Below are 23,314 nucleotides of genomic sequence, written 5' to 3'. Positions count from 1 at the left end.
AGCACAAAGACGCAAAATTGCGTATAGTAGATGTTTGACAAAACGCATTGGGCAAAACGCAGATTAAACACAAAGGAGCCCCAATGGCCAGAAGGTCACATTCATCTCAGAATCACGATCACAACAGCCGTGATAGGTACGAAGATGCCCCTGAGTACGATACAGAGGACTTCGCACAGGACGATTATGACGCTTATAATCAGGGCGCATATCAGCCTCGCACGCTGGGCAGCGTTCGAAGCGCAGGTGCAAGTTCTGCACGCAACAATCACGAATCCCACGGCTCCAGATTTACGCGCGAGCCTTTGATTGGCCAGACCAACGTCGGCGACGAGTGGCCTGAAGAAGCCCCAGCTCAGCAGCAAAAACACACGCACTTTGCTGCACACCGAGCAGGTGCGGTAAGTCACGCTCCTTCTCGCGCAGAAGGCGTTGGAGCATACTCCAAGAAGCGCCAAGGGTCTTCTCGCGGTCGTGGTCTTAAGATTTTTGCGGGTATCCTGGGAACGTTGCTGCTGGTAGCAGGCGTAGCGTTTGCTTGGTGGATGCTGGACACTAACTCAAAACTCCGTCAGGGCTTGGACGCAAACCTACAGGCAACGCTGGTTCAGGTTGCTCCATCCGACCCGTTCTACATGCTGCTTCTTGGTGTCGATAAGGACGAGGGGCGCGCGGAGAACTGGGGTGATTCCGACGCAAACTTCCGCGCTGACACTATTATTCTGGCTCGCGTGGACCCTAAGAACAAGAAGATTACCCTGATTTCCATCCCCCGAGACACTATGGTTGACCTGGGAGAACATGGAAAGCAGAAGATCAACTCCGCGTACAGCTATGGCGGTGCGTCCGGGATGGTTGAGGCCGTTTCCAAGCTGGCAAACGTCAACATCTCGCACTATGCCGAGGTAGACTTTGAGTCGTTCACCAAGATTGTGGACTCCATCGGCGGCATTACGGTCAACCTGCCCGTTGCCGTTTCTGACATGCAATACTCGGGCATCGACCTTCCTGCCGGCGAGCAGCAGCTCAACGGCCAGCAAGCGCTCGGCCTTTCTCGTAGTCGTCATGCATACGACAACTACGGAGCCGGCGACTTCTACCGCGCGGCTAACCAGCGCATGATTTTGACAGCTATTGCCAAGAAAGTCCTGCAGCTGGACCCCGTTTCTATGTCCGGTGCCGTTTCAACCATGGCCGAGAGCGTGACTACTGACTTCAACGTTACCGATATTGTGGGACTGGCCATGTCATTCAGGGGCATGGACACCTCCAAGGATATGTATTCCGCTCGTACGCCGACGACGTCCGAGCTCATTGATGACGTGTGGTATGAGATTGTCGATAAGAGCGCGTGGAAGACTATGATGGACCGCGTAAACCAGGCGCTGCCTCCTCTGGAGGATGCAAGTACCGACGAAACCACAGGCGTTGTGGGTACCGTCGGAGGAGACCCTTCAGCTATCGACAGCATCAAGCCTGACTACACCGGTGAAGTTGCCGTGCTCAATGGCACTGACGTTCAAGGGCTTGCAGCTCAGAAGGCTGGTATCCTGAAGACTAAGGGCTACACCGCTTACGCCGACAGCTCTCTGGAGCATCCAACCGACTCGATTATCATCTACGACGGCACGCGTACGGGCCTGGCAAAGGCCGTTGGCGTTGCAAAAGCGCTGGACATCCCTACCGCCAACATCAAGGCAAACGACGGTTCCTACCCCACCGACGTGGACATCACCGTGGTTCTGGGCACCGATCAGGCCCCAAAGCGATAGCGGTCCGCGCGCCGACACGCGTGACTTAACGACACGCGGCGGCTCGCAACGCGCGACGCACAGCGTGTGACCCGCAACGGCGTGCGCCACACAGCGCACTACCCCACCCCACACAAAAACGGGCGAGAAGACCGATCTTCTCGCCCGTTTTACGTTTACAGTAAGCGGTTTTGTGGCTTAGACGTTAAAGCGGAAGTGCATGACGTCGCCGTCCTCGACCACGTACTCCTTGCCCTCGATGCGCAGCTTGCCTGCGGTCTTGCAGCCAGCCTCGCCGCCCAGCTCCACGTAATCGTTGTAGCTGGCAACCTCAGCCTTGATGAAGCCGCGCTCAAAGTCGGAGTGGATGACGCCGGCGGCCTCGGGGGCCTTAGCGCCAATGCGGACGGTCCAAGCTCTGACCTCCATAGGACCAGCGGTGAAGTAGCTCTGAAGGCCAAGCAGCTTGTATGCTGCCTGAGCGAGCGTCTCCAGGCCGGAGTGCTCAAGTCCCAGGGACTCCAGGTACTCTGCAGCCTCCTCTGGATCAAGGTCAGCAAGCTCGGCCTCAACACCTGCGCAGACAGGGATGGACTGGACGCCGTTAATGACAGGGGCGGGCTCGGTGAGCATGTCCTCGTCGACGTTTGCGACGTACAAGATTGGCTTCATGGTAAGCAGGAAGAGGTCGCGAGCAGCCAGGCGCTCCTCGTCGGTCATCTCCATGTCAGCGGCGCGATTGCCCTCGTTCAGCCACTCCTGAAGGCGCTTTGCCACGTTGAGCTTGGGCTGGAGGTCCTTATCGCGCTTGGCCTCTTTCTCCAGCTTAGGCAGAGCGCGCTCAATGGTGCCCAAGTCAGCCAGGATAAGCTCTGTTTGGATGATGTCCACGTCCTCGTCAGGGTTGACGCGGCCCTCAACGTGAATGACGTCGGGGTCCTTGAAGTAGCGAACAACCTCGCAGATAGCGTCGGTGTTACGGATGTTTGCCAGGAACTGGTTGCCCAGACCCTCGCCCTCGTTTGCGCCCTTGACCAGGCCAGCGATGTCCACAAACTCAACGGTTGCAGGCATGATGCGACCAGGATTGACAATCTCGGCCAGCTTCTGGAGCCTTGCGTCGGGTACGTCAACGATGCCCACATTAGGGTCGATGGTAGCAAACGGATAGTTTGCGGCCAGACCACCCTTGCGAGTCAGCGCGGTGAACAGCGTGGATTTACCAACGTTTGGCAGGCCAACGATACCAATTGAAAGCGACATGTGAGTCCTCTTGTTTTCGGTGGACGGTTACTTGTGTTTCTCGCGAGAAGAACGAGCAGCTAGAAGCGTTGTGCTATGTACGCAGCTACTTGCTACTCCCCATTATCCTCTTTTGGAGGTTGTTGTGCGGCGGCTTCCTCATCCGAGTCCTCGGTGATCGAATCCGCCAGGTGTTTGAGCTGCTCCTTGCCGGTGTCAAAAATGAAGCGAGCCTTGCGACGAGCCAAAGCCTCAAGACGCTCGGTCTCCTCGGCCTTGCGATCACGAACAACCAGCTCAGAAGTGTTCATCGGCACCATCGTAAGCGCGCCTGGTTCTGGGCAGACAATTTCGCAGGCACCGCAATTGACGCAGAACGGCATCTTGATGGTCAGCTTGCCACGCTCATCGATGTCGATTGCATGTGTTGTGCAGGTATTTTTGCAGTCTCCGCAAACCGTACACTTACTGGAATCCCAGATAGGAGCCTCGAGCTTCACGTAAGGAGCAAGCTCTGGGTCGTGCTGGAGGGCGCCCATGACCAGACGGCGATCCTGCGTCAGCATGGACTGCCTCATATCAGTGGTGCGCAGACCCATCACGTCATCAAGCTGCGTCTGAAGCTTATCCAGAGAGCGAGCGTGCGAGTTGATGCGGTCAGCGATTGCTTTGGCGCCCGCAAGAACAGGCGTCGACGCAGATACCAGGCGTTCTGCACCGTTCATCGCGTTGGAGATGAACTGAGAACGGATGTAAGCACGCGTGAAGTTGTGGTTGAGGTTGTTGCCATCAACCTCGAGGCCAACCGTGGCACCCGTCCACTCCTCAGCGGTAGCGATGGCCTGGGTATATGCCTCCTCGCCGGTGGTGGTACGACAACGGTCGCAAACGCCCAACGGCAGGTAAACACTTACGTTGTCAAAGTCCGTAAGGATCGAGAACCAAATGTCGGCTGAGAGCATACCCACGCAAGGCAGGCAGATCTCGTTGCCCTCAGGTTTTCTCGCCAGAGCACGCGTACAGGTAATGTAGCACTGTTCGTACGCGGAGGCCGCGCGAGCTACCTGGTCATACAGCATGCGGGACGTGTGGCGGCGCGTGTTGAACGTCTCGGTTGGGCACGCGGCAACACAGAGGCCGCACTGCAGGCACGCCTCATCGTCGATGCGTACGGACTGGTTGTGGATATCAATGCAATTAACTGGGCAAACGTCAAGACAGCGAGAGCATGCCTCGGCTTTTCCGGAGGCGCACCTCAGACAGCGATTAGCGTTTGACCAGGGGATTTCCTTGTAGTCCATTGGCTCGAACGGCTTGTCCGAATTTGGGTCAATAGACAGGCTTCCCATCAGCGCGTCGAGCGGGTTAGAGAGCACCTGCAGGGAGTCCTGGATATCAATGAGGTCGTCGAGAAAATCTCGCTCCTCGTTACGATTCTGGTTCTGAGCCATGGTGCCTCCTCTCCTTTGGCGCGTGGCAGATTAACGGTGCGGTCGCAGCGGCGTGCTGGCCGCAGGTGCAGTTGCGGCGTAGTCACAGTCGCAGCGACGGTATGGCCGTGGTCGCAGTCACAGTCGCAACAGCAGTGTGGCCGCGGTCGCAAATAAACATTTTAACCTGTAGCGACCAATAATTCCGCTCAAATGACGTCACATTCATACGATTTCGATTAATGGACGCTGAGCGGGAAAACGTTGCAGTCGTGACAAGACGGGTTTCTCGCCTGCGACAAGACGGGTTTCTCGCCTGCGACTAGACGGTCTTCTCGTCAAGTGGTCGCAGCGGCAAAAAAATCGGGCCCAGCGAGAGGCTGGACCCGATTGAAGTTCCTTGGAAGTGCGGATTAGTACATGCCGCCCTGGCCGCCCTGAGCAGCTGCGCGAGAAATGGACTCCTCGATGGTGGTGTCCTTTGGCATCTCGGAAACAGTTGCCTCGGTGATGAGGATGAGGGATGCAACGGAAGCTGCATTCTGGAGTGTGGTACGGGTGACCTTAACTGGGTCAAGAACGCCCATCTCAATCATGTCACCGTACTGGCCGGAAGCGGAGTCAAGACCCTGGCCGGTTGGGAGTGCCTTGATCTTCTCGACAACTACGCTGCCCTCGAAGCCAGCGTTGTTAGCGATCGTGCGAACTGGAGCCTCAAGTGCCTTGCGGATGATCTCAACGCCGATCTTCTCGTCTGCGTCAGAGGTCTGAACGCTGTCAAGGACGGAGGAAGCAGCCAGGAAGGAGACGCCGCCACCTGCGACGATGCCCTCCTCGACAGCTGCGCGAGTTGCCTGAAGTGCGTCCTCGATGCGGTGCTTGATCTCCTTGAGCTCAACCTCGGTAGCTGCGCCAACCTTGATGACTGCAACGCCGCCGGCGAGCTTAGCAAGACGCTCCTGGAGCTTCTCGATGTCGAAGTCAGAAGTGGTGTTCTCAATCTCAGCCCTAATCTGGGTGATGCGGTCGTCGATTGCCTCCTTGGAGCCAGCGCCACCAACGATGGTAGTGGTCTCCTTGGTGACCTTGACGGACTTAGCGCGACCGAGCATCTCTGCGCTGATCTCGTTGAGGTTAACGCCAAGCTCCTTGATGACTGCCTGGCCGCCGGTGAGAACAGCGATGTCCTCGAGCATGCGCTTACGACGGTCGCCGTATGCAGGAGCCTTGATTGCGCAGACGTTCAGAACGCCGCGGAGCTTGTTGAGAATGAGGGTGGTCAGAGCCTCGCCGTCGACGTCCTCGGCCATGATGAGCAGAGGTGCTCCCTGCTTCTGGACTGCCTCAAGGATAGGCAGGATGTCCTGGATGGAGGAAATCTTGTTGTCGGTCATGAGGATGTAAGGATTGTCCAGCTCAGCGGTGAGAGTCTCGTTGTTGGTTGCGAAGTAAGGGGAAACGTAACCCTTATCAAACTGCATGCCCTCAACGGTGTCGATGTCGATGCCGAAAGTCTGGGACTCCTCAACGGTGATGACGCCGTCCTTGCCGACAACGTCCATAGCGTCGGAAATCTTACCACCGATGACTGGGTCACCTGCGGAAATGGTACCAACGGAAGCAATCTGCTGCTTAGTTGAGACCTCCTTGGCGATGCCCCTCATCTGAGCGACGACAGCCTCAACGGCCTTGTCGATACCGCGGCGAATTGCGATTGGGTTTGCACCAGCTGCAACGTTGCGGAGGCCCTCGTTAACGATGACCTGTGCAAGCAGGGTTGCGGTGGTGGTACCGTCGCCGACGGTGTCGTTAGTCTTAGTTGCTACCTCTTTGACCAGCTGAGCGCCCATGTTCTCTACTGGGTCCTTGAGCTCAATCTCGCGAGCAACGGAGACGCCGTCGTTGGTGATGGTTGGCGCGCCGTAAGAACGCTGCAATGCGACGTAGCGACCCTTAGGTCCAAGGGTGGTGGTTACGGCATCTGCCAGGGTGTTTACGCCCTTAGCAAGCTTGGCACGAGCGTCGGTGCCAAAATCGATATCTTTAGCCATGGTATTCCTCCAAAATAGCTGAACTTACAAGTAAAAAGCGGACGAACAAGCTGCGAGCGACCAAGCTGCAAGCGGACGAGCTGCAAGCGACCAAGCTGCAAGCGGACGAGCTGCGAGCAAACGAGCGGCGAGCAAACGAGCGGCGAGCGACTAGTCCTCGAGAACTGCAAGGATATCGTCAGCACGAAGAAGCAGGAGCTCCTCGCCGTCTACCTTGACCTCGGTGCCACCGAACTTTCCATAAAATACCTGATCGCCGACTTTGACATCAAGAGCAATACGATTGCCATTCTGATCAAGCTTGCCAGTTCCAACTGCAAGAACCTCACCACGCTGTGGAAGCTCCTGTGCTGCGGATGCAATGTAGAGACCAGAGGATGTCTTCTCCTCTTTTGGAGCAGGCTTTACCAGAACACGATCTCCAAGTGGCTTCAAATTCATAATGAAAACCTCCCTTTCGGGCCAAGCCCGATATTGGCGCCAAGCGCCCTTTTCCAACGCTATTAGTTATTCCACACGGGAAAACAATTTATACGAAATATTGTGAAAATCTTACAAAACCGACTTAGATTTTCTGTAGGCGTGCAGTATAAGCCGTCAACGGTTATACGGAACAGGTGGGCGCTCGTGACACGCGTGTGCTACGGGCGGATGACATGCGACTAACCGCAGCTAACGCAAGCTCCAAGCTGTGTCCACCTGCGATTTCTTACCATTATCATAATTTTTGGTGCAAATATTCGTTGCGTGCATATTCTGCTAGTGATATTCGTGATTTTGCATAGGAAAAATGAACATCTCTTTGGGAGGGTCCAATTTGGGTAAAAAACGCGTTTAGTTGGGGATGAAATGAAGTATTCAGAAAAATTGCATCTACATTTTACCAGGTGGCAAATTCTATCCAGATTTTTGATTTTTTATCCAGAACAAAACACCAGGTAGATTTGATGCATAGAATCACACAATTTTTGTAAACCCCAACTAAACGCATTTTTTACCACTTGAGGGCTATTTTTGGGGCAAAATCACCTCTTCCCTACTCGTAGCAAAAATCAACCTGCATAAAAGTATCCGGCTATTCATTTTCATGAATAGCCGGATACTGAACGTCTAAGAAATACGTCCTACCACGCTACGATCTGCCGCGCTACGCTCAACCACGCGCGCTTACGCCTCCAAGCTCTCCAGTTCAGAGAGCCAGAGCGAGCTAGAAGCGTCGGATGGCATGCGCAGATCGCCGCGCGGAGACAACGAAACCGAACCAACCTTTGGTCCGTCAGGCATCGCCGAGCGCTTAAACTGCTGCGAGAAGAACCTGCGGTAGAACACCTTTAGCCAACGCACGATAGTCTCGTGGTCGTAAATCTCCTGGTCAGTGCCTGTGCCAAACGCACACTCGGCAAGACGTAGAACCTTGAGTGGACCACTTCCGTGACGAAGCACGTGGAATAAGAAGAAATCGTGCAACTCGTATGGGCCAACCAGGTCCTCCGTCTTCTGCTCAATGGAGCCGTCTGCCGCGGATGGCAGCAGCTCAGGAGAAACCGGTGTGTCCAGAACGTCGCGCAAAACGTGAGCAATTTCGTCCTCGCCCTGCTCCTCATAAGCGTCGGCGCAGTAATCGACAAGGTACCTGACCAGCGTCTTTGGCACCGATGCATTTACGCCATACATGGACATCTGGTCACCGTTATACGTTGCCCAACCAAGCGCCAGCTCGGAAAGGTCGCCCGTGCCAATGACCATGCCGCTCACCTGATTGGCAACGTCCATCAGAATCTGCGTGCGCTCGCGAGCCTGGGCGTTTTCGTACACAACGTCGTGAACATCCTGGTCGTGGCCGATATCGGCGAAGTGCTGCAGCACAGAATCCACAATGGAAATCTCGCGCAGGTCGGCGCCAAGCGACTGCACCAGCTCAATAGCGTTGGTGTACGTTCGATCCGTAGTGCCAAATCCCGGCATCGTCACAGCTACAATGCCTGAACGGTCGTATCCCAGCTGGTCAAACGCTCGCACCGTGACGAGAAGGGCCAGCGTGGAGTCAAGTCCTCCCGAAATGCCAATAACCGCGTGGTCAGAGCCGGTGTGTGCCAGTCTTGAAGCCAAACCGTGAGCCTGAATCGACAGAATCTCCTCGCAGCGTGTTGCGCGCGCGTCATCCATCGCGGGCACAAACGGATGCGGATCAACGTACCTGGTCAGCGGCGTGCGGATAGCAATCTCGTCGTCACCCTCACCCTCACCATCAAACTCCAGCGAGAAATACGTGGTCAGATGCTTGTAATCCTCCGGCGTCGGAGCAACCTCAAACGTCGACATGCGCCTGCGGTCGGCCGCCAGCGACAGCACGTCAATCTCGGACACGGCGATACCCTCACCAAACACGCCAGAGTCGGCGAGCACACGGCCATTCTCGACAACAAGATCATGGCCCGAGAAAACCAAATCAGTCGTAGACTCGCCCTCACCTGCACTCGCGTAAACGTAGCCGCAGATCAGACGCGCGCTCTGTTGCGCAACCAGCTGACGACGGTACGCAGACTTGCCAGCCAGCGCAGGCGACGCGGACAAGTTGCAGATCAGCGTGGCGCCGGCGACGGCGTGCGCATTTGACGGCGGCATGGGCACCCAGAGGTCCTCGCAGATCTCCACGCCCACAACCAGCTCAGGGATGGTGTCACACGCAAACAGCTGGTTGGTACCAAACGGCACCTCGCCCAGCAGGCCAAAATCCACGCTGGTGACCGTCTTGGGGCCAGAAACAAAGTGTCGGCCCTCGTAAAACTCGTTGTACATGGGCACGTAGCGCTTGGGCACCAGGCCTAAAAGCTCTCCCCTAAAGAGAACGGCGGCGCAGTTGTAGAGCTTGCCGGCCACGCGAACAGGCAGGCCTAGCAGCAGCAACGCGTCGACGTCGGCCGTGCGTGCGGCAATAGAAACCAAGCCGCGCTCGGCTGCGTCCAGGAGGGCATCCTGCCAGAACAGGTCCTCGCAGGTGTAGCCCGTGATGCAGAGCTCGGGCAGTACGACCACCTTGGCACCGCAATTACCTGCGGCTTCTTCGATGGCCGCCAGGCAGCTCTCCACGTTAAATGCCACGTCGGCCACGCGGACGCGCGGCGTGATACTTGCAACTTTGATAAATCCGTCTTGCACAATAGCCTCCTTACATGCCGCTTGGGACAACGGGTGCCGCATCCGACGACCACAATCCCAGTTGCGCATTGGGGTTTGCGTCCAAGGTCAATGGCGAGAAACCCTGTGTACGGTAGCTACGAAGTGCGCCAACGGCAATCATTGCGGCGTTGTCGCCGCAAACTGACATCGGAGGCACCGTTACTCGAACGCCCATACGACCAAAGGTTTCCTTATATGCAGCTCTAAGTGCGGGGTTTGCAGCAACGCCGCCTCCCACGCAGAAATCGGAGACGCCCGTCTCCTCAACAGCAGTTTTAGCCTTTGCAACCTGCACGTCAATAACTGCTTGCTCAAACGAAGCGGCCAAGTCTGGCAGATTGATTGCTCTACCTGCGCGGTTCTCGCCCTCAATGTAGGTGATAACGGCGGTCTTTAGGCCGGAGAGACTAAAGGAATAGTCGCCGCTGTGCATCATTGCGCGCGGGAAGTGGATGGCCTTAGGATTGCCCTGAGCTGCAAGTTTGCTGATCACAGGGCCACCTGGATAGCCCAGGCCCAGCGCCTTAGCAACCTTGTCAAAGGCCTCGCCCACGGCGTCGTCAATGGTGGAGCCCAGGACCACGTAATCTCCCCAGGCACGCACATGTACCAGCATGGTATTGCCGCCCGAGACCAAACTTGCCACAAATGGCGGCTCCAGGTCAGGCGTTTCAAACAGGTTAGCCAGCAGGTGGCCTTCCAGGTGATGAACGGGAATAAGCGGCAGGTCAGTGGCCACGCAGAAGCCCTTGGCAAACGCCACACCTACAACAAGTGCACCGACAAGGCCAGGACCTGCGGTAACACCAACGGCGGCCAGGTCAGACGGCACTAGTGTGTCGCATCCAAAGTGCGCACCCGCGCGGGCCATGGTCTCCTCAAAGAGACCCACAATAGCCTCGGTATGCTTGCGAGAAGCAATCTCGGGCACGACGCCGCCAAAGCGAGCGTGGAAGTCAATTTGCGTTGCGACAACATTTGCGCAGACCACGCCATGAGAATCCATAATGCACATGGCCGTCTCGTCGCAGGACGACTCCAAGCTGAGGATCAAATCCCCCGCCTCGCGGAGCGCCGTAAGCGTCTCTTCAGAGCGCTCACCTGCAACAATAGGCCACGGACGAACCGATGCGTGAGGCTCAGGGTTCCTGGCCTCAAAGCCAGCGCCAACCGCCAAGGGCAGCTGTGCCGTCATCAAAACCGCCGCGCAATCGGGACCGTAATATCCCGGGCGACGGCCAACCTCAGCAAATCCCAGCTTGCTATAGGTACCCTGAGCTGGAGCGTTGTCCTCCTCAACCTCAAGGGTAATCGCGGATGCGCCCAACATCTGGGCGTCGTACGCCACACGTTCTACCAGCTTAGATGCAATTCCCTGGCGGCGACGCTCGGGCGCAACCACCACTTCTTCCACCTCAAACTCGGCTCCTGCCAGGCGACCGCCCGCAAAGCCAATAACCGTTCCACGGTCGTGAGCCAGCCACCAGCTGCGCCCAACGCCCGAAAGCTCATCATAGAACGTCTGCTTTGACCAGGCCGAATGCACAGCGTCGGCATACGTTGCCGCCTCAAGCTCCACCACTTGATCCAGATCGTTCACCGTCATCGGACGAAGCTGCAGGTGAATATCGGCCAGCGCATCATCCACGCCGGTCAGAGCCACCGTTGCTGGCTCCTTCAGCCCCAAACGCTTGCGCTCCGACTCCTCCGCGTCCGAAAGTCGCGTATAAATGGGCAGCACCAGCGCTGGATCGCCCGCGCCCGCCTGCTGATACTCAGGCATGCACACCGCGCGTACCAGGCCTTCTCCTGTTGGGAACCACGTTGCTTCATCCGTGTATGTCGAGAAACCCGCGCGCTCAAAACGCTCGCGGTACTTCACTAAGCCATTGCCTGTAAGCGTGAGCTGGTCCTTATCAGTCCTGCTCGACCACTCCTCCACACAGGCGTCTGCCTTGAGGACGGTCTCTACCGGGAACGTTCTATGTGCTCCGGCGTCATCCAGCAGGTAGATGCCCGGATAGACCTCGCCGCGCATGGCGTCTGCAACAACACCAACGGTGCCGCGCACGCCCGCTTTCCACGCGCTAAACGCCATGGCGTCAAGAGCGCTTGCGCCATAAAGTGGCAGGCCAGAGCCGCAGGCAATGCCCTTTGCGGTGGCTACGCCAATGCGAACGCCCGTGAACGAACCAGGTCCTCTACCTGCGATAACAGCGTCAACGTCGGCCATTGTCAAGCCAGCAGCTTTGAGCGCTTCCTGAACTGAGCCCACAAGCTCCACGTTTGCCTGACGACGGCAAAGGTGATCCGTTGACGCCAGCACCTCGACGTCAAACCCACCGTCCGCCACACCCGCCGCACTCGCATCGCCGGCGTCCTCCGCGACCGCATCCGCAGCCCCAGCATCACGCCTGGTCAGACGCGCGACCGTACACGCCAGCATGTCCGTTGACGTATCAACCGCAAGCACTACGTTTGTTTCATTTTTTATAGCAAGCATAAACACTCTTCTCGGCAAAAACGCCTTGTATCACGCCAATATTTCTTCTTGTAACTCTATAACTATACGCCAAGCCACGCCCGCAAACAGCGCGAGTCCCAACCCCGCAAAACTTTTACGCAACGGCTATTTTACCGGCGCGTATATACATCGCAGTTTAATCAAATCTTGGCTAGCGAGAAAGGCTCTGATGCCCACACCATATACATAAACCTGCATAAATAACTTGAAGAGATTGCTGTAGAGAATTTACAGTTTCCGCCCTATTACTCTAGACAATCTTGCTATTTGGTTTATAGTTAATCCATCAGCGCCCACCCAAGGCTACGCAATGCGTCCTGAAATGCGGTGGGCCTTTTCATAGCATTGGGATTCACATGGAAAATAAACCTTTTAAAAGCATCGATGAGATGTGTTGTTTATTAATTCAAGACCGTGGACTTATCTGCCCAGATGATAATGAACTGAGGAAATTTTTAAGTAGGACAAATTACTATCGTTTCTCTGGATATGCTCGTGATTTTCAAGAAGATCCGGAGAAAGGCAAGAACTCGTTTGTCGGCAATACTTCTTTTCAAGATATTAATAAGCTTATTAACCTTGATGCTAAATTACGAATTCTGCTGACAGAGCAATTAAGTGTTATCGAAATCGCAATTAGAGCAAAGCTTGCCCATGAATTTGGTAATGAGTATGGTTCAAATGCTTACTATCTTGATTGCAATACTTATGCTAAGCGTAATTTTGCAAAAAACTTTATAATTCCGGGAATTCTTTCAGATCTTGATCATGACAAAAGCCGAATCATTCAGCATTATTCAAAAAAGAACTCCAACACACCTTATGAAAAATATCATGATGTACCAATCTGGGTTGCTGTAGAGGTCCTATCCTTTGGAAGAATTTCTAATATGATTAGCTATTCAAAAAATGTTGAGGTAACCAAAAGAGTAGCTAAATCTCTCGGCGTCCAATGGAAACCTTTTTCAAGTGTCGTTCATTCTTTACATGTACTAAGAAATTTATGTGCACATCATCGTCAACTGTGGAATAGACCCATGCGCATCCAATGTCCAGTTCAGAAAAAAACTTCGCCCAAAAGACATTAGCTTTGACCCCAAGAGCGTTTACGCACACATACTAATGGCTAACTACTACAGAAAAGCCATCGATGGGAATACTTCGGTTGCCAGAAGAATACAAGAACTTCTCGATAAGAACGTTGTTTTTGCAGAAGGTATTTATTTACCTCATCCAAAATAGCCACATCTAAAAAAGCCTGTATACTTACATCAACATGACCGGTTCCGCTAGAGCTTTTTGCCTAGTCCAGGGCCGGTCCTACTTTTTTCTATCCCAAACTGGTCTTTCACAATCCGGTCAAGCTGCGTAGAAATGCATGAGAACTCCTTGTTCAAATCGAGCGTCTGCACGGAAATCTTGTTGCCGCTTATGTGATACACGTCGTCAGGAGCCAGCAGCTCATTTGTTCGCGCATACAAAAGCATGCCTGAGACCTTTCGGTCTGCACCTTTTACCTGGGCTTCTTTGTTCTTCACGTACGTATACATCTGATACAAATTACCCGAATGCACCTTATGTGCACCAAAATTTTCCTGAAGCGAATGCTGATAATACTTCGCATCAATAATCAAAATCTGATCACTATACGAGAGTGTAATATCCGTCTGCATGTCCGGCAAAAGACCAACGTAGCCGTCGTCCAAATCCCAAGGAATTTGCGATGCTCTGGCAGAAAAACCCTTCACATGCTGGGCAAACTCCTGTGCGTAATACTCAAGAATGAACTTCTCGTACAACCTATGCATTTTCTGCTCGTCAATAAAACTTGCCAGGTGATACTCGCCATCTTCAGTGGTCATGAGCATGCCTTCAACAATCAACTGGCAAATTGAGAGCAGAAGCTGATACGTGCGGTTATTGCGCTGAAAACGAATATCCGCCCAGCGAACCTGTTTTAAATCAACCTCATCAATGTCCGCAAAGAAAAGCATTTCTCGCTTAAGCGCAACCTTATGCTGCGGCGATACATCCTTCTGTTTGAGCAGCAGTAGGACCACCGACTTTAAAATCTGATTGAATAGATTGTTTTGCGAAAGCTCATCAAAATCGCAGGTAACTTGCGCGCGGTGAGCAAGACGGTTCCTCATAGTCCCCGCCATTTCAATCTTGCCTCGAACAACCGCCAGATCCTCCACACAATTTATGTACTCGCGATACAAGCCCTGCTTGAGCTGCAGGCTAATTCCCTTAGACAAGATGGCCGCAAACAAGTTGTAAATCGAGTCAAACGACTCCTTCTGCACGTCCTCATACACAGATTCCCGCAACGTAGAGAAGGCGTACGACAGCATGTAGTAAATATTTTTTATTAAGATATGCTTATCTTCGGTCATTGAAACACTCCGTGAAGGATGTTCTCCCAGCGCAGGTATTTCTCCTGGTCGTCAAACCAATACTCGCCCAGCATTGGCAAGATGTCGTAATCCACAACCTCCTGCATCCATTCATCGCTGCAGGTCAGCTCATTGCGCCCGCAGAAATAGCTGTGGCCAATACAAAATCCCCTGCCCAGCGATCTATCCGAAGCGATTTCCAAGTTCAACTCAATCACCTTAGCGAGAAGATCATTGAAGGTTTCATTTTTAAGTGAGTGCTGGTACTGGATAAAGCCTTCAGTCTCAAAGCCAGGTTCCAACTCAAAGAAGCTAAAGCGACGACGCAAGGCGTAGTCAATCATTGCCAGGCTTCTGTCTGCCGTGTTCATCATTCCAATAATGTAAAGGTTCTCTGGAACCGAAAACTTCTTGTCATTGTACGCAAGTGTAGCCGGTGTACCTCGATAATCGTTTTCAATCAGCATCAAAAGTTCACCAAAAATCTTGCTCAGATTGCCACGGTTAATCTCGTCGATAATAAAGAAGTACTTTGCGTCAGAATCCGCCTCTGCCTTCTTGCAGAAACGGTAAAACACGCCTTCCTTGAGCTTAAAGCTTGAACCACTAGGCTTGTAACCCATCATGAAGTCTTCATACGAATAATTCTGGTGGAATTGTACAAACTCGATAGCGTCCTCGTTAACGGCACCTATCAGAGAATATGCAAGTCTTTTTGCCGAGAAGGTCTTTCCAACTCCTGGTGCTCCCTGCAAAATGATGTTCTTTTTATTCAAAAAAACAGCTGCAATCTTGTCGTACTTCTCCTCCGGCATAAATACTTCCTCCAAAAATTTTCCCTTGTTATATGGAGGAATACAAAACAACTTATCACCAGGTTGAGTTGGAGGAATCTCTTTATAATCCTTTGAGAAATACGCAATATCAGCCGTTAGAGTCACAAAATAAGGATCTGGATAGCAATCTTCTGTTAAAGCAGAGGTAAACATCTTAATGAGTTCGGAATCTTCAGAAATTACATCTCTAACTTCATTATAAAATTTCGTATACGTCCTTATATTAGTTGTAGATGCCCCCTGCTTAAACTCGTAATTGCTCTCTAACCTATCCGATAAAGCTTTTACTTGTCTAAACTTATATATGTAATATATGTCTGGATATCTAAGCCAAAGATAAGTTGTGATGGTTCCCTCTTTTTGATAATGCTGCTTTCCTTCAGGACCATATACATCCAGTAACTTATCCGACTTTGCCATAAATCCGTTAATACGCTCAACTATATCGATGTTCTCGTCATAAAGTTGCATAAACATACTACGAACTTCTTCTGCATCCTGTTCAGCATAAAACTCAATCATCTTACGAGAAAAATCATAAGAAGTAGTTAAAAGATTATCTGTCTTTGACAGCGACTTTCTCAGCATCGCAGGAAAATCCTGGGCGTTTATATCCCAATTATCCTGGAAGCACTTAATTGCTTTCCACTTATATTTTTCTTCCTCCCAGTGAGAAGGAAAATTCTCTTTGTACTGAGTGAGGACCTCATCAAGAGATTGTCTATCTATCATTGCTGCTCCCTTTAGGCAAAAGCCAGTAAATTTTTCTGGTTACTCGCATACATTGCCAGACCACAACCTGTGTCATCGCCTATCATGTACTACCAGCTAAATTGCGCTTTATACTGATAGTATCCTCCTAATTGGAGCTTGCACTTTTAACTTCTTGTACATTTCGGCGAACAGAAAAGGCAGCTCACCCAGAGCTGCCTTCAACGCACTCTATGTCTCCGCAGCACCTAGACTGCATGCTCTGTCTCAGCTCCCTTTTCCTCCTTGAGAAACTGCATATCCAGAGCCTTAATAAACGGCAGGTAGATTGCCATATCAATCAAAATCAATACGAGCTGAAGTAAAGCACCCTGCCATCCGCACAGAAGAAATCCCGAGATCAAAGGAGGGGTACTTCCAGGCAGCATAATGCCGTTACACAGTGGCACCAAGCCGGCGCTCATTGCGGACCACGCAATTAAAACGTTAACAACCGGCGTAAAAATCAGAGGAATTGCCATGATGGGATTCAAAACTATCGGCAGTCCGTACATGACGGGCTCGTTGATACCAAAAATACCAGGCACAATGGAGATTTTTGCAATGTCTTTTGCACGACGAGAATTGCAGAACAAAAATATCACAATCAACAGCGAGAGCGTTGATCCACCGCCGCCAAACAGCGCAAAGAACGCGTCGAACTCTCGGTTGATAATGTTAGGAAGCGCAGTGCCAGCAGCAAAAGCAGCCTGATTTTCCAGCGTAAGCGCGGTCAGAATCGGCGTAAAAATAGGGCTGGTAATGTTTGAACCGTTGATCCCAAAGAACCAGAAAATGCCCTGGATGACGTAAGCAATCGCCAGAGCCCAAACGGTTCCACCAAGCATGGTCAGCGGAGTCTGCAACATCGAATAAATGCAGGTAAACGCATCTTTCCAAGGGGTAAGCGCAAACAAAACGCCAACCGCCCATACCGCAAGAAACGTAAGCGACATTGGAATCAGCGCACTAAACGCAAGAAAAACCGACGTAGGAACGCCTTCTGGCATCCTGATGACCCAGTTCTTCTTAATAACAAAGCCAAAAATATGCACCGACAAAAAGCCCACGATAATCGCTACAAACACACCCTTTGCACCAGTCCACGCAAGAGGAATGCTCTCCACCAAAAACGGCTGAGTAGCTCCCTGAGGCAAAAACTCGGTTACCTGAGGCATCAAAATAAACCAGCTGATGAGCGAGACCATTCCGGCAGAAACTTGGTCCTTCAGGCCAAGCTGGTCGGCAAAGTTGTAGCCAATTTCAAACGACAAAAATATTGCCATGAGAGAAACAGTGCAGGCAGATGGAATGGCCAACAGCGAGAAAAGCGACTTACCCTGAATCGTAGTGGCCTTCAAGAAATCAACCCACGCAGGAATTGGCAGATTACCTACCAACGTAAACATTGATCCGATGATAAGGATTGGCATGAGCATAGCAAACGAATCGCGCATAGTAAGAAGATATTTATTCTTACTCACCGACTCTGCCATGGGCATAAGCTTCTTCTCAAGGCCTTCCGCTACATTCATACAGTCCCCAAAACAGCACGTAATCCCTAAAAATACAGAAGTGAGAATGTTATAACAAATGCAACGATAGCCGTCTATCGCAAAGTCATTCACATAAAATTCACCTGCGGACAACGCAATCCCCTACTTCAAATAACTCACTCAAAAAACCTGGCGAGAAGATCGCTCTTCTCGCCAGGCGACTAACCTGTCATTCATTTGCACAACAACAACCAAATAGCTCCCCCGTTATTCCTGAACAAATCCAAACGGGAATTCAGGTTTCACATAATCCAACAAGAAAAGCTCGCCTTCTGGAATACGTCCTACAACATTACGAGTTCCATCGTCCTCAAAATCTCTTAGAGCAACTTCAACTTCTCCCAGGTAATGAGACAGATTGTCATTCACCACTAATACATCTCCGCGCTTAATATGACGATTTGCGCACTCGCGAGCAGGAATCGAAGTGGAGTACTCAAACATCCTGGGCACAGAAGAACGCAGATAATACTCAGACGCGTCACCACGCGTTACGTGGTTGAACTGATACAAAACGTTCTTCTCGACCTCAGTTGCACCAGAATCAAATTCAACCTTAAACGTCACCTTAGTGGTATCGACAGCGGCTAGTGCGGCAAGTTCCTCTTCAGAAGCAAAGCAATTGCCAATCATAATGTCATCAATCATGCCACACGCAATCAGATGACGGACCTGTAGATCAATGGGTCTAGTACGATCATCTTCGCAGGTAGGAAGACCATCGTAGACTGGCCATGGACCAAACGTTTTATCCTGCTGACTTGTCACAAATGCCGCCTGAGTTAAACCCATACCAAAATAATGCTCAGAGAATTCAATAAAGCGCTTCTCGCTCAAGCCAGAAAACCTTTGTGGATAAAAATTATGGCAAACACACATATTGCGACGATATGCGTCACGTTCAATAAGCAGATCAAGCGACAGCATCTGGCTGGCATTAAACTCAACCGCAATACCATAAGGATTTCTTGTCAGAGCAATGTCCTGGCGATCTCCCAGATGCCCATCAAGGCGAATAATATCTACGCCCATCTTGGCAAAAACAGAAATATCAGTTGCCGTTGCCCCTAAGTGCTGGAATACGCGCGGGTTGGTATCCACTGCAACCGTAAACCCATACCCATGAGCGCGGTCCATAAACTGTGAAAACTCAGCTACTGTCTCTTCTGGTGACTTATCCACAGAAAGTAAGCACGTAAAAATGCGCGAGAAACCATAGCTACTTGCTAATGCCATGTAGGCATCATCGGCTTCAGGTGTTGAGTGCTCTGGATAAAGAGAAATTCCAAGCCTATGCATCACTTCCTCCAATCAAGCGCACAGGCTAATACCTGGTACAACATCTCAGCGTTGTACCAGGTACAGCTCAATACAAAAGTTTTACAGCACGACAGAATCAAGGTCGATAGAGTCAAAGTCTTCCAGCTCAGTAGAAGATTCCTCGGAAGCTGCGGCTTCTTCCTTCAGATATTCCTTATCCAACGTCTTGATGAAAGGCAGATAAATAAAGATGCCCAGAATAATCAAGAAGAGCTGCAGGACAGCACCTTGCCAACCACTCAGCAGGAATCCAGAAACCAGAGGAGGAGTAGTCCAAGGAAGCATAACACCGTTGCACAGAGGTACTAAACCAAGATCCATGATGAAGTACGCAATGATGATGTTGACCACTGGAGTAAGGATAAAAGGAATCAACATAACTGGGTTAAGAACAATAGGAAGACCAAAGATAATAGGCTCGTTGATACCAAAGATACCAGGAGCAACAGAAATCTTTGCCAGATCCTTAATACGCTTGGAATTGCAGAACAGAAGCATTGCAATCAGCAGAGAGAGCGTAGAGCCGCCGCCGCCAAAGGTTGCAAAGAAGGTCTCAAACTCGCGGTTAACAATGTTAGGAAGTGCTGCGCCAGCAGCAAATGCAGCCTGATTTTCCAGCGAAAGTGCCGTAAGAATTGGTGTGTAAATTGAACCAGTAACGCTGGAGCCGTGGATACCAATAAACCAGAATCCACTTGCCAAGACATAACTAAATGCCAGAGCCCAAACAGTTCCACCAAGTGAAGTCAGAGGAGCCTGAAGAATTGCATAAATGAAGTTAAAAGCGTTGCCCCATGGGGAAATGATAAAGACAATTCCAACCAGCCATACAGCGGTAAACGCAACGGTCATAGGAATAAGAGCGCTAAATGCACGGGCAACAGTAGGAGGAACGCCCTCTGGCATCTTAATGGTCCAGTCTTTTTTGATGACGTAACCAAATACACCTACTGCAAAGAAGCCTACGATCATGGCGATAAAGACACCTTTTGCGCCCGTCCATGCAAGAGGAATACTGTCTACCAGGAATGGCTCCACGCCCTCTTCAGGTGAAAACTCAGTCACCTGAGGCATAAGAATGAACCAACTTACCAAAGATACAATACCCGCTGACGCACGGTCTTTAATACCAATGTGCTCGGCAAAGTTGTAGCCAATGTTAAAGGCAAGGAAGATTGCCATGAGCGAGACAGTACATGCAGAAGGAATAGCCAACAAAGCAAATAGCGATTTATCTGGCTGAACCATCGTAGTCTTTAAAAAATCAATCCACGCAGGAATTGGGAAGTTGCGAAGCAAAGTAAACATAGAGCCAATAATCAGAATTGGCATGACCATTGCAAACGAATCTCGCATGGTCAAAAGGTATTTATTTTTACCAATCATTTCTGCCAGCGGCATAAGTCGCTTTTCAAATACATCCATCGTTTTCATAGAACCCTCCAAACTAACAACTCTCTATTTTTTATAAAATCACAGGTAAAACGTATAGCGAGAAACCCTATGCAGTAGCACCACGCTTAATCAAAGAAATGGCCATCTTAAGCACGCGCTCGCCGTTCAAGTTGCCGTAATCCGCTGACTCAATAACGCCAACAGGAATTTTTGCTCCGTATTTTGCGTTTACATCATCAAAGCTAAAACGAACCTGAGGTCCCAATAAAATGCAGTCAGGAGTGTCGTGCTCTACCTGGAAGTCAATTGCGGTAGAAGAAAATGCTTCAACCTTTACTTGAATGCCATGTGCATCAGCAACCTCTTGCATCTTGTTTGCAAGCATACTTGTGGACATACCTGCACTACAAAACAAATCAATCTTTTTCATACCTACTTCCTTTCACTCACTACTGCTCGTAGTTACTTGCTTACAAAGCTCAACAATTTGCACTGCCAAATCGTGTGTTGTAAGTGCACACATCAAGTGATCTTGTCCGTGGACCATCAGCAAAGATAGTGGTTTGTTATCCTGTCCAATAATTTCCTGCTGAATCCGTTCCATCTGAAACTCATGCGCTCGATTTAACGATTCTGAACTTTGTTTCAACAGCTCATCTGCCTGGTTAAACTTTCCTAAACGAGCGCACTTGATTGCTTGTATTGCATAGCTTTTTGCATCCCCACCATGCACAACCAAGTTGGTGACAATAGCCTCTACCTCTCTTTCATCCATTCCTATCCCCTCTTTCTTAAACCATCACCTGACGATGTAATCTGACCAACAAAAGTTGAAAAACTTTGATGCTTTACCAGTGAACAAATTGCCTCTTTATCCATAAGAAGGGACGCCATGTTCTTGTTAAATAGACGGGTCTTCTCGTCTTCTGAACAAGAAACTGAAATCAAAAACACAGCAGCTACGTCATGACCGTCCCAGTCAATTGGGTTGTCTAATAAACCAACTGCTACACAAGTACGTTCAGATACCGGGCGCGAAGGATGCGGAAGTGCAACTAAGTTTCCAAAGGCAGTCATTGCTAAAGTTTCGCGGTCAAAAACCAGAGCTCTGAACTCATCTTCAGAAACAGAGATGTTTGATTTCTCAATGTTGCATAATTGACTGACCAAAAAGTTAAGTACTTCTTCCTTACTTCTGTACGCAAGATGTGAGAAGAAAAGATGCTCGCTAAAGTGTTTAGCAAACTCCTCTTGTTCATCTCGACGAAGCAAGTCTTTAACTAACAAGTCTTTATTAATGTCATCGAGCAAGAACCCCGAATAACACACAGGAACTGGCAAAGGAGATTCAATCTCAACGGTAGAGAACACGTAATCAATATGTGAAAAATCAATCTGAGAAATCTGACTCAAATTACACGTAGTAATTGACCCGATATAAGGTCCAAACTCCTCTTTGATACGAATTCCCAAAATCTTTGAAGTACCTAGACCTGTTGCGCATACACAAAGTACATTCTTTTTTGGCAGTTCAGTGCGCTTACGCTCCAAAGCCAATGCAAATGCCAGGGCCAGATAAGCTACTTCATGCTCACTGAGAGTTGCTTCGTACTCTTTGGCCAAGATTGTTGACGACTCCATGGCCATCAAGTATGCCAAAGGCATTCGATACTGGATGTCAGTAAGCAGTGGATTCTCTATCTGCAGGTTATAGTGCAATCGGACGGAAAGTGGCACAATGTGTCTAGCTAAACTCATATGTAGTTCAAGATCATTCCTAAAATCAAATCTGAAGCTACTCCACACTAAATCAATCATCTGACGCGTAACTGCAAATACGTCATCGGTAATTACTAGATTTGGAGACTCAGAGATATCTTTAAACATCTTCTTAGATGCCAAATGAATTGCAATATAGGCAACTTCTGTCTGAGGAAACTCAACATCAAACTCAGACGACAGGCAATTTACCAGCTTTTGTGCCACGCTATATTCATACGAGCACTGAATTCTCTTAAGCGAGTCTTCCTGTCCTGCAATATAGCGCTGCTGCTTAATACGATTAATTGCAACCACAACATGAATGACAAGATTTCTAATTGCAAAATCATTCAAGCTGACATCATGATGTTCAACACACTCAACTACCAGCTTTGTTACATCAGCAATAAGTTCATTATTTTCCACCGTGGCGTGACAACTGCCCGAATATTCTTCGCTTGTTACCAGACTTGCCAGGCAGAGTCGCTTATTAAATTCAGTGCCTCCAATCTGAATTCCATAATGCGATTTACGCATGATGCGCAGGTCAAATCTGGCGAGAAACTCTTCAGCTTGTTTTAGATCAATCGAAATAGTCTTGCGAGAGACATAAAGAATCTCTGATAACTCGTCTACCGTAACCCAATCACTTCGATTAAGCAGATCGTCCAATATATATGCCACGCGTTCATTAGAAGTCTGAGGTAGCTGATCTTCTTTATTAAGCCAACAATCCAAGAGCTCAGGATTAAGAACTTCAAGATGATAGCCGTGACCTTTTATCGTTGTAATTTCAGCAATACCTTCTAGTAATTCTTTTGCTCGCTTAATATATGCGCGCACGGTGCGCTCAGAGACGCATAAGGACTCAGACAGCGTTGATGTAGAAACATCTTCCTGTTTTGCCAAGCACGTTATGAGACGAACAAGTTTGTCATCCATGACGCACCCTCCTTATAGAAAATTATAAAAAGGGGCCCTGACGTTTCCATTTCCAATTCCGCCAACGGTAAAAGGAAATCAACTTCACATAACATTATTTAAATTTGTTATTAAAAACCTGGCGAGAAGATCGCTCCTCTCGCCAGGCGACTAACCTGTCAGTTTTTTGCCACAGCCCGA

General features: G+C 50.3%; 16 protein-coding genes. 2 read left to right on the top strand and 14 right to left on the bottom strand.

All coding sequences use genetic code 11. The features are described 5' to 3' along the window. Window positions 1-83: 83 nt before the first annotated feature. Window positions 84-1,772, top strand: a complete 1,689-nt coding sequence (locus RWJ96_RS03895) for an LCP family protein (protein ID WP_314019057.1) — start codon at window positions 84-86, stop codon at window positions 1,770-1,772. Between the two features lie 177 nt (window positions 1,773-1,949). Here RWJ96_RS03895 and ychF read toward each other — a convergent pair whose 3' ends face one another. From ychF to tsaD, 6 genes are all read right to left on the bottom strand, one after another. Continuing rightward, window positions 1,950-3,014: a redox-regulated ATPase YchF gene (gene ychF, locus RWJ96_RS03890; protein ID WP_313996151.1), complete on the bottom strand. Its 1,065-nt coding sequence runs from the start codon at window positions 3,012-3,014 to the stop codon at window positions 1,950-1,952. A gap of 92 nt (window positions 3,015-3,106) precedes the next feature. Then, the gene (locus tag RWJ96_RS03885) at window positions 3,107-4,444 is read right to left on the bottom strand and encodes a 4Fe-4S dicluster domain-containing protein (RefSeq protein WP_314019056.1); all 1,338 of its coding nucleotides are present in this window, start codon (window positions 4,442-4,444) and stop codon (window positions 3,107-3,109) included. A gap of 392 nt (window positions 4,445-4,836) precedes the next feature. Continuing rightward, complete coding sequence (gene groL, locus RWJ96_RS03880; RefSeq protein ID WP_314019055.1) at window positions 4,837-6,474, bottom strand: chaperonin GroEL; 1,638 nt, start codon at window positions 6,472-6,474, stop codon at window positions 4,837-4,839. Between the two features lie 150 nt (window positions 6,475-6,624). Continuing rightward, entirely contained in the window at window positions 6,625-6,915 is a 291-nt protein-coding gene (groES, locus tag RWJ96_RS03875) for a co-chaperone GroES (RefSeq protein ID WP_035428429.1), read from the bottom strand. A gap of 726 nt (window positions 6,916-7,641) precedes the next feature. After that, on the bottom strand, window positions 7,642-9,633 hold the full coding sequence (locus RWJ96_RS03870) for an NAD(+) synthase (RefSeq protein WP_314019053.1): 1,992 nt from the start codon (window positions 9,631-9,633) through the stop codon (window positions 7,642-7,644). A 10-nt stretch (window positions 9,634-9,643) separates the two neighbouring features. Beyond that, window positions 9,644-12,157: a tRNA (adenosine(37)-N6)-threonylcarbamoyltransferase complex transferase subunit TsaD gene (gene tsaD / locus RWJ96_RS03865; RefSeq protein ID WP_314019051.1), complete on the bottom strand. Its 2,514-nt coding sequence runs from the start codon at window positions 12,155-12,157 to the stop codon at window positions 9,644-9,646. Window positions 12,158-12,534: 377 nt separating this feature from the next. Between tsaD and RWJ96_RS03860 the strand changes: the two genes are divergently transcribed. Next, on the top strand, window positions 12,535-13,266 hold the full coding sequence (locus RWJ96_RS03860) for an Abi family protein (protein WP_314019049.1): 732 nt from the start codon (window positions 12,535-12,537) through the stop codon (window positions 13,264-13,266). A gap of 201 nt (window positions 13,267-13,467) precedes the next feature. On the opposite strand, the gene mcrC is transcribed toward RWJ96_RS03860, so the two are convergent. The 8 genes from mcrC to RWJ96_RS03820 all read right to left on the bottom strand — a co-directional run bounded on the left by mcrC (window position 13,468) and on the right by RWJ96_RS03820 (window position 23,134). After that, window positions 13,468-14,574, bottom strand: coding sequence for a 5-methylcytosine-specific restriction endonuclease system specificity protein McrC (mcrC, locus tag RWJ96_RS03855; RefSeq protein ID WP_314019047.1), 1,107 nt, complete (start codon window positions 14,572-14,574; stop codon window positions 13,468-13,470). Further along, window positions 14,571-16,142, bottom strand: coding sequence for an AAA family ATPase (locus RWJ96_RS03850; RefSeq protein WP_314019045.1), 1,572 nt, complete (start codon window positions 16,140-16,142; stop codon window positions 14,571-14,573). The genes mcrC and RWJ96_RS03850 overlap by 4 nt, the downstream gene beginning before the upstream one ends. Before the next feature lie 227 nt (window positions 16,143-16,369). Beyond that, window positions 16,370-17,695, bottom strand: a complete 1,326-nt coding sequence (locus RWJ96_RS03845) for a PTS transporter subunit EIIC (RefSeq protein ID WP_314019043.1) — start codon at window positions 17,693-17,695, stop codon at window positions 16,370-16,372. Window positions 17,696-17,923: 228 nt separating this feature from the next. After that, window positions 17,924-19,015, bottom strand: coding sequence for a MupG family TIM beta-alpha barrel fold protein (locus RWJ96_RS03840; RefSeq protein WP_314019042.1), 1,092 nt, complete (start codon window positions 19,013-19,015; stop codon window positions 17,924-17,926). Between the two features lie 81 nt (window positions 19,016-19,096). Next, window positions 19,097-20,470 carry a PTS transporter subunit EIIC gene (locus RWJ96_RS03835; RefSeq protein ID WP_314019041.1) on the bottom strand — a complete coding sequence of 458 codons (1,374 nt, stop codon included), beginning with the start codon at window positions 20,468-20,470 and terminating at the stop codon, window positions 19,097-19,099. Window positions 20,471-20,537: 67 nt separating this feature from the next. Next, window positions 20,538-20,861, bottom strand: coding sequence for a PTS sugar transporter subunit IIB (locus tag RWJ96_RS03830; protein WP_314019039.1), 324 nt, complete (start codon window positions 20,859-20,861; stop codon window positions 20,538-20,540). Between the two features lie 12 nt (window positions 20,862-20,873). Further along, on the bottom strand, window positions 20,874-21,206 hold the full coding sequence (locus tag RWJ96_RS03825; protein WP_314019037.1) for a PTS lactose/cellobiose transporter subunit IIA: 333 nt from the start codon (window positions 21,204-21,206) through the stop codon (window positions 20,874-20,876). Window positions 21,207-21,208: 2 nt separating this feature from the next. Then, the gene (locus RWJ96_RS03820) at window positions 21,209-23,134 is read right to left on the bottom strand and encodes a PRD domain-containing protein (RefSeq protein WP_314019036.1); all 1,926 of its coding nucleotides are present in this window, start codon (window positions 23,132-23,134) and stop codon (window positions 21,209-21,211) included. Between the last annotated feature and the right edge of the window lie 180 nt (window positions 23,135-23,314).

It is taken from the genome of Lancefieldella parvula, from assembly GCF_963547875.1.
GTDB lineage: Bacteria > Actinomycetota > Coriobacteriia > Coriobacteriales > Atopobiaceae > Lancefieldella > Lancefieldella parvula_D.
Note: the sequence above shows the minus strand (reverse complement) of the source record. Positions and strands in the feature narration are given on the sequence as shown.

What these genes read in the sequence shown, in the direction of transcription:
- RWJ96_RS03860 (WP_314019049.1), top strand. Translation starts at nt 12,535, where the DNA reads ATGGAAAATAAACCTTTTAAAAGCATCGATGAGATGTGTTGTTTATTA.
- tsaD (WP_314019051.1), bottom strand. Translation starts at nt 12,157, where the DNA reads ATGCTTGCTATAAAAAATGAAACAAACGTAGTGCTTGCGGTTGATACG.
- RWJ96_RS03835 (WP_314019041.1), bottom strand. Translation starts at nt 20,470, where the DNA reads ATGAAAACGATGGATGTATTTGAAAAGCGACTTATGCCGCTGGCAGAA.
- RWJ96_RS03820 (WP_314019036.1), bottom strand. Translation starts at nt 23,134, where the DNA reads ATGGATGACAAACTTGTTCGTCTCATAACGTGCTTGGCAAAACAGGAA.
- RWJ96_RS03840 (WP_314019042.1), bottom strand. Translation starts at nt 19,015, where the DNA reads ATGCATAGGCTTGGAATTTCTCTTTATCCAGAGCACTCAACACCTGAA.
- mcrC (WP_314019047.1), bottom strand. Translation starts at nt 14,574, where the DNA reads ATGACCGAAGATAAGCATATCTTAATAAAAAATATTTACTACATGCTG.
- groL (WP_314019055.1), bottom strand. Translation starts at nt 6,474, where the DNA reads ATGGCTAAAGATATCGATTTTGGCACCGACGCTCGTGCCAAGCTTGCT.
- ychF (WP_313996151.1), bottom strand. Translation starts at nt 3,014, where the DNA reads ATGTCGCTTTCAATTGGTATCGTTGGCCTGCCAAACGTTGGTAAATCC.
- RWJ96_RS03830 (WP_314019039.1), bottom strand. Translation starts at nt 20,861, where the DNA reads ATGAAAAAGATTGATTTGTTTTGTAGTGCAGGTATGTCCACAAGTATG.
- groES (WP_035428429.1), bottom strand. Translation starts at nt 6,915, where the DNA reads ATGAATTTGAAGCCACTTGGAGATCGTGTTCTGGTAAAGCCTGCTCCA.
- RWJ96_RS03845 (WP_314019043.1), bottom strand. Translation starts at nt 17,695, where the DNA reads ATGAATGTAGCGGAAGGCCTTGAGAAGAAGCTTATGCCCATGGCAGAG.
- RWJ96_RS03850 (WP_314019045.1), bottom strand. Translation starts at nt 16,142, where the DNA reads ATGATAGATAGACAATCTCTTGATGAGGTCCTCACTCAGTACAAAGAG.
- RWJ96_RS03885 (WP_314019056.1), bottom strand. Translation starts at nt 4,444, where the DNA reads ATGGCTCAGAACCAGAATCGTAACGAGGAGCGAGATTTTCTCGACGAC.
- RWJ96_RS03825 (WP_314019037.1), bottom strand. Translation starts at nt 21,206, where the DNA reads ATGGATGAAAGAGAGGTAGAGGCTATTGTCACCAACTTGGTTGTGCAT.
- RWJ96_RS03895 (WP_314019057.1), top strand. Translation starts at nt 84, where the DNA reads ATGGCCAGAAGGTCACATTCATCTCAGAATCACGATCACAACAGCCGT.